The 6,237-nt window shown below is 68.8% G+C and carries 5 protein-coding genes and 1 pseudogene; 3 read left to right on the top strand and 3 right to left on the bottom strand.

All coding sequences use genetic code 11. The annotated features are described in order from the left end of the window. Both AC1DOC_RS15035 and AC1DOC_RS15030 read left to right on the top strand, forming a co-directional pair. Window positions 1-1,505, top strand: a 1,505-nt coding sequence (locus AC1DOC_RS15035) for an amylo-alpha-1,6-glucosidase (RefSeq protein WP_478130013.1), incomplete at its 5' end; no start/stop codon positions are given. 205 nt (window positions 1,506-1,710) lie between these two features. Beyond that, window positions 1,711-3,855: a LamG-like jellyroll fold domain-containing protein gene (locus tag AC1DOC_RS15030; RefSeq protein WP_478083865.1), complete on the top strand. Its 2,145-nt coding sequence runs from the start codon at window positions 1,711-1,713 to the stop codon at window positions 3,853-3,855. Window positions 3,856-3,872: 17 nt separating this feature from the next. Here AC1DOC_RS15030 and AC1DOC_RS15025 read toward each other — a convergent pair whose 3' ends face one another. Next, a complete protein-coding gene (locus AC1DOC_RS15025; RefSeq protein WP_478079122.1) occupies window positions 3,873-4,979 on the bottom strand; it encodes an SMP-30/gluconolactonase/LRE family protein in 1,107 nt (368 codons plus the stop codon). A 230-nt stretch (window positions 4,980-5,209) separates the two neighbouring features. Between AC1DOC_RS15025 and AC1DOC_RS15020 the strand changes: the two genes are divergently transcribed. Next, the gene (locus AC1DOC_RS15020) at window positions 5,210-5,644 is read left to right on the top strand and encodes a CBS domain-containing protein (protein ID WP_369649815.1); all 435 of its coding nucleotides are present in this window, start codon (window positions 5,210-5,212) and stop codon (window positions 5,642-5,644) included. A gap of 23 nt (window positions 5,645-5,667) precedes the next feature. Here the strand turns inward: AC1DOC_RS15020 and AC1DOC_RS15015 are convergent, their stop codons facing one another. Both AC1DOC_RS15015 and AC1DOC_RS15010 read right to left on the bottom strand, forming a co-directional pair. After that, complete coding sequence (locus tag AC1DOC_RS15015; RefSeq protein WP_278877313.1) at window positions 5,668-5,886, bottom strand: hypothetical protein; 219 nt, start codon at window positions 5,884-5,886, stop codon at window positions 5,668-5,670. 83 nt (window positions 5,887-5,969) lie between these two features. Continuing rightward, window positions 5,970-6,237: pseudogene (locus AC1DOC_RS15010) on the bottom strand (copper-transporting ATPase); the annotation flags it as partial.

Raw genomic sequence — 6,237 nt, 5'->3', positions numbered from 1 at the left:
ACCTGGAGGTGGGCACGGCACCCGCGCGGCCCGGCGCCCAGCGCTTCCGCGAGGCCGGCGTGCTCGCGCGCTGGCGCATGCGCCAGCGGCAACGGCGCGGCTCGCGGCTGCACGCCTCGGGGCGCCTGTTCCAGGCTTGGCTCGACCGCTCGCGCGCCGACCTCGCGCTGCTCACCACCGACCTGCCCACCGGCCCCTATCCCTACGCAGGCATCCCGTGGTTCTCGACGCCGTTCGGGCGCGACGCCATCGTCACGGCCTTCCAGACGCTGTGGATCGACCCGAGGCTGGCGCAGGGCGTGCTCGAATTCCTGGCCGCGCGGCAGGCGCACCAGACCTCGAGCTTCCGCGATGCGGAGCCCGGAAAGATCATGCACGAGACCCGCAAGGGCGAGATGGCCGCCGTCGACGAACTGCCCTTCGGCCAGTACTACGGCGGCGTCGACACCACGCCGCTGTTCGTGGCGCTGGCCGGCGCCTATGCACGGCGCACCGGCGACCGCGCCACCATCGACCGCATCTGGCCCGCGCTCGGCGCGGCCTGCGATTGGATGGAGCGGAACATGGCGCGCCATCCCGATGGCCTGCTCGCCTACCAGCGCGGCGAAGCCAGCGGCCTGGTCAACCAGGGCTGGAAGGACAGCCACGATTCCATCTTCCACGCCGACGGCCGCACACCCGAAGGGCCGATCGCGCTGGTCGAGGTCCAGGGCTATGCCTATGCGGCCTTCCTTGCGATGTCGGCCATGGCCGAGTGGCGCGGCGATGCGGGCGCGGGCCGCTGGCGCCAGCGCGCGGCGGCCATGCGGCTTGCGGTCGAGAGCCGGTTCTGGCTCGACGACCTGGGCTTCTATGCGCTGGCCATCGACGGCGCCAACCAGCCTTGCCGCGTGCGTGCTTCCAACGCGGGCCACCTGCTGTTCGCYGGCCTGCCGAGCGCAGAGCGGGCCCAGGCCGTGGGCCGCCAGCTGCTGTCGTCGGCCTTTGCATCGGGCTGGGGGGTCCGCACCCTGCCGGCCGAGGCGGTGCGCTTCAATCCGATGTCCTATCACAACGGATCGGTGTGGCCGCACGACGCGGCCCTGTGCGCAGCCGGCCTTGCGCGCTACGGCGAGCGCGACGGCGTGGTGCGCATCCTGGACAACCTGTTCGAGTCGGCCACGCACTTCGGCATGCGGCTGCCGGAACTGTTCTGCGGCTTCGATCGCGAGCCGGGCCAGTCGCCCGTGGCCTATCCGGTGGCATGCCTGCCGCAGGCCTGGRCCGCGGGCTCTGTGTTCATGCTGCTGCAGGCCTGCCTTGGCCTGCAGGTGGATGGCATCCGGCGCGAGGTGAAGATCGTGCAGCCGCGGCTGCCGGCCGACATCGACCAGCTGCACGTGCAGCGGCTGCAGGTGGGCCACGCGCGGGTGGACCTGCATTTCCAGCGGCTCGAGGAGCGCATCGTCGTGGTCGCGCAAACGGCGCCCGGCACGCCCGGCGTCCAGGTCAACCTGCAGCTCTAGCGCGGCGGCCCGCGGCGGTCTGGCATGACATTTCTGAGCGCATCGGCGCCGCGGGTTGACACTGAATGTCATCCGCGGCGCGGCCTCCCGCACCTTCGCGGTGCCGCCCGTGTCCCGCGCTGCGATTCGGTGAATAGGAAAGAATGCATCCGCCGATTGGGCATGCATGTTGCGGTAACGAGGTTTAACAAAACTCGATCCCGACATGCATCAGTCACAAAGCGAAAACAACAACAGCCATCCCCTGGACCGCCGCGCATTCTGCGTGGGCGCCGTGAGCCTCGCGGCCCTTGGCACCGCCGCGTGCGGAGGAGGGGGAGGTGGTGGCGGCGGCGTGGCGGGCGGCTTCGGCGCGCTGGGCAGCGGTGCGCCGCAGGCGGATGCATCGGCACCGGCGGCGGCCCCGCCAGCCGCGCCCGATGCACCCGCGGCGCCCGATGCGGCGCCCCCCGCACCGCAGGCGCGCAAGTTCGTGCACCCCGGCCTGCTGCACACCGAGGCCGACTTCGAGCGCATGCGCCAGAAGGTCGCGGCCAATGCGCAGCCCTGGCTCGCCGGCTGGAACGCGCTCACGTCCAATGGCCGTTCGCAGCTCGGCGCCAAGCCGCGGCCGCTGGCCACGGTGATTCGGGGGGACGTCCCGGGCCAGAACTTCGCGCAGTTCTACATCGACGTCGCGCGCGCCTACCAGCTCGCGCTGCGCTGGAAGGTTTCTCAGGACACGCGCTATGCCGACCTTGCCGTGGTCTTCCTGAACGAGTGGTCCTCCACGCTGAAAGAGGTCACGGGCAATGCGGATCGCTTTCTTGCGGCAGGCATCTACGGCCAGCAGTTCGCGAATGCGGCCGAGATCATGCGCTCCTATCCGGGATGGGCGGCCGGCGATTTCGAGCGCTTCCAGAACATGATGCTCACGGTGTTCTATCCGCTCAACCACGACTTCCTCGACAGGCACAACGGTGCGGTGATCACCAACTACTGGGCCAACTGGGACCAGTGCGCGATGGGCTCGATCCTGGCCATCGGCGTGCTGTGCGACCGGACGGACCTCTATGACGAGGCGATCAGCTACTACAAGGCGGGCCAGGGCAACGGCGCCGGCCTGCAGGCGGTCTACCACGTGCATCCCGGCTATCTCGGCCAATGGCAGGAGAGCGGGCGCGACCAGGGGCACTGCACGCTGGGCATCGGCCTGGCGGGCGCATTCTGCGAGATGGCGTGGAACCAGGGCGACGACATCTACGGCTACGAGAACAACCGCTTCCTTGCCGGCGCCGAGTACGTGGCCAAGTCCAACCTGCGCGACGGCGCCGGCAACTTCTACACCGTGCCCTTTCTCACCAGCGCCAACCGCCAGGGAACGAAGACCGTGCTGGGGGACGGCCTCGGCCACCGGCGCGGCATCTGGGAAAGCGTCCACCACCACTATGCGAACCGGCTGGGCATCGCCACGCCCTACACCGCGCTGCAGGCCGAGCAGATGCGCCCCGAGACCGACGGCAACAACGGCGACCAGCTCGGCTTCGGAACGCTCACCTACACACGCGATCCGATCGCGACGCCCGTGCGGCCGAGCGGGCTCACCGCGCGCGTGCACGGACCGCAGGTCGAACTCTCGTGGTGGGGCTGCACCGGCGCGCTGAGCTATTCGGTCAAGCGCGCCACCATGGCGGGCGGCCCGTATGCCACGGTGGCCACGGGCATCAGCGATACGCTGACCTTCACCGACAGCACCGTCGCGCCCGGCGTGGTGTACCACTACGCAGTGGTGGCGCTGACCGCGGCCGGAGAAAGCAAGCCCTCCGACGAGGCCCGCGCCGCCATCAAGGCCGAGCTGCTGCTGCAGCGCGACTTCAGCGAAACGCAGGCGGCCGCCGACTACGCCGAGCTCCCCGTGGGCGTGCTCAAGGACGTGGCCGACTTCACCATCGCATGCCGCGTGTTCCTGGACGAGATCTCGACCTGGGCGCGCGTCTTCGACTTCGGTTCCGGCGAGCGCCGCTACATGATGCTCACGCCGCGCAGCGACACCGGCAAGGTGCGCTACGCGATCTCGCCGGTCCACGGCTACAACATGCAGATGATCGAAGGCGCGTCGCCGCTGCCGACCGGCCGCTGGGTGCATGTGGCGGTGACCCTGTCCGGCACGCTCGGCACGCTGTACATCGACGGCGTGGCGGCCGGCAGCAATGCGCAGATGAGCTTCGCGCCCTGCGAACTCGGCGAGACCACGCAAAACCTGCTCGGGCGTTCGCAGTATCCGAACGATCCGCCGCTGCGCGGCCGCCTCGGCGATTTCCGCATCTACCAGGGCGCGCTGGGCGCCGCGGAGATTGCGGCGCTGGTCTAGGCCCGAGCGCTGGAGCGCTAGACCGCGCCGTGCGCCTCCACGTAGAGCGCATAGAGCGAATGGCTGCTCGCCATGTAGAGGCGGTTGCGCTTGGGCCCGCCGAACTCGAGGTTGGCGCAGCGCTCGGGAAGGCGGATGAAGCCGATCGGCTTGCCGTCGCGATTGAAGACCTTCACGCCGTCCATCTCTTCGGATTTTCCGAGCGGCAGGTGGGCCTTCAGGCCGCCGCCGACGTCGGTGGGCTCGGGCGCGAATGCGCCGTTGAAGCCCCATCCGCACCAGAGATTGCCGTCGCGGTCGACACGGAATCCGTCGAACGCGCCGGGGCCGTCCGCGTCGATGAGCTTGGTCTTGTTCGACACGCTGGCACCATCGGCTGCAAGGTCGTAGCTCCAGATGCTGCGGTTGGGCGTGCCCTTCCATTCGACCACGTAGAGCTTCTTCTCGTCCGGCGAGAACGCGAGCCCGTTCGGGTTCACCAGATCGGTGATGACGGCGCTGAGCTTGCCGTCGCTTGCGATGCGGTAGACGTTGGTGGTGGCCTGCTCCGGCGTGGCCTTCGATCCTTCCCACTCGCCGTTGATGCCGAAGGTCGGGTCGGTGAACCACACGCTGTCGTCGGACTTCACGACCACGTCGTTGGGCGCGTTGAGCTTCTTGCCCTCGTAGCTGTCGGCCAGCACGGTGATGCGGCCGTTCTTCTCGGTGCGCACCACGCGGCGCGTGACCGAATGCTCGCAGGTGACGAGGCGGCCCTGGCGGTCGCGCGTGTTGCCGTTGGCGTAGTTGGCGTTCTGCTTGTGCACCGTGAACTTGCCGGTCTTCTCGTCGTACTTCATGAGCCGGTTGTTCGGAATGTCGCTGCACAGCAGGTAGCCGCCCTCCGGAAAGTACACCGGCCCCTCGGCCCAGCGCATGCCGGTGCCCAGCTGCTCGACGGTGCTGCTGTAGATGCGGTACTTGGCAAAGCTCGGGTCCAGGATCAACACCGAGGGATCCGGGTAGCGCTGGTTGGGCTTGAAGTCGAAGGACTGCGCATTGGCCAGCCCGGCGAAGGCGGCCAGTCCGGAGCCCGCGGCATTCTTCAGGAAGCGGCGGCGAGGCTCGAGGGCTTTGTTCTGCATCTGTAGATCTCCTTTGTCGTCGTTGTGGAAAACCGGCGCACGCCGATCTTACGTACCCGCCGGGCGCAGCCAGGCCCTTCGCAGCGGCGAAGTGCGACACCCTCGCTGCGCGAAGTGCGACATGGCTTACTTGCGGTCCCCGAGACTGCCGACACGGTGCGCCCGCCGCCCGCCTAAGCTGGGACCTGCAGCGGGCTTGCAATCCGCCTTCGCTGCAGAAGGGACATGCGATGACTCAGGTTCATGAAGTGATGACGCGCGGCGTGCGCACGGTGGCGCCGGGCGACACCATCGTGCAGGCGGCCAAGGCCCTCGAGGAGCTCGAGGTAGGGGTGCTGCCGGTCTGCGATGGCAACCGGCTGGTCGGCGTGGTGACCGACCGCGACATTGCCGTGCGCGGCGTGGCCCGCGAGATCGACCTTGGCGCGTCGCCGGTCAGGCAGATCATGACCGCCGACGCGTACTGGTGCTATGCCGACGACACGGTCGACGAGGCGCTCAGCCAGATGAGCGCGGTGCAGATCCGCAGGCTTCCGGTGGTCGATCGCGACAAGCGCCTCGTGGGCATCCTGTCGCTGGGCGACGTGGCGGCCAAGGGCGAGGCCGGCGCGGCGGCCGATCCGCTCGGAAAGATATCGGAGCCCGCGCGGCCCAGGCACCTGTAGCACGGGCCAACAGGCAGCTTCGCTCAGGCGCTCTGTGCCTGCGGCTGGCCGGAGGCGCGCCGGCGGATCTCGCTGTGGAGCGCGCGCTGTCCCGCGGCCAGCGCGGCTTCATAGGTGTCCGCTGGATCGAAGGCGTCGCGGAGCACCTTGGGGTTCGCTCCGTTCGCATCCGTTTCGAGCAGGCGCCAGACAAAGGATCCGAGGGCTGGCTCCTCGATGATGAGTTCGATGGGCTGTGTCATCCGTCCAACTTGCATGAACCCGCGCCAAATGTATGTAGGCCGAATTCGAATGCTGCCGGCCCCACGCCCGGTGGGGCAGCGCCTCAGCCCGGCTTGCCGCCCGTGCCCTGCGCTCTCAGCCGCAATGCATTGGTGATGACCGATGCCGAGCTCAGGCTCATCGCCAGCGCCGCGATCATCGGCGACAGCAGCCAGCCCGTGAACGGAAACAGCACGCCCGCGGCCAGCGGCACGCCGAGCGCGTTGTAGACGAACGCGAAGCCCAGGTTCTGCTTCATGTTGGCGATGGTCTTCTCGGAGACGATGCGCGCCTGTGCAATGCCGCGCAGGTCGCCCTTGACCAGCGTGACC

Source organism: Variovorax sp. 01T439_2, from assembly GCF_056398445.1.
The sequence above is the reverse complement of the archived record's forward strand: the minus strand, read 5'-3'. Positions and strand labels throughout refer to the sequence as shown.

Bases quoted from the DNA above. Each gene is read 5' to 3' on its own strand.
- AC1DOC_RS15020 (WP_369649815.1), top strand. From the start codon at position 5,210: ATGACTCAGGTTCATGAAGTGATGACGCGCGGCGTGCGCACGGTGGCG.
- AC1DOC_RS15030 (WP_478083865.1), top strand. From the start codon at position 1,711: ATGCATCAGTCACAAAGCGAAAACAACAACAGCCATCCCCTGGACCGC.
- AC1DOC_RS15015 (WP_278877313.1), bottom strand. From the start codon at position 5,886: ATGACACAGCCCATCGAACTCATCATCGAGGAGCCAGCCCTCGGATCC.
- AC1DOC_RS15025 (WP_478079122.1), bottom strand. From the start codon at position 4,979: ATGCAGAACAAAGCCCTCGAGCCTCGCCGCCGCTTCCTGAAGAATGCC.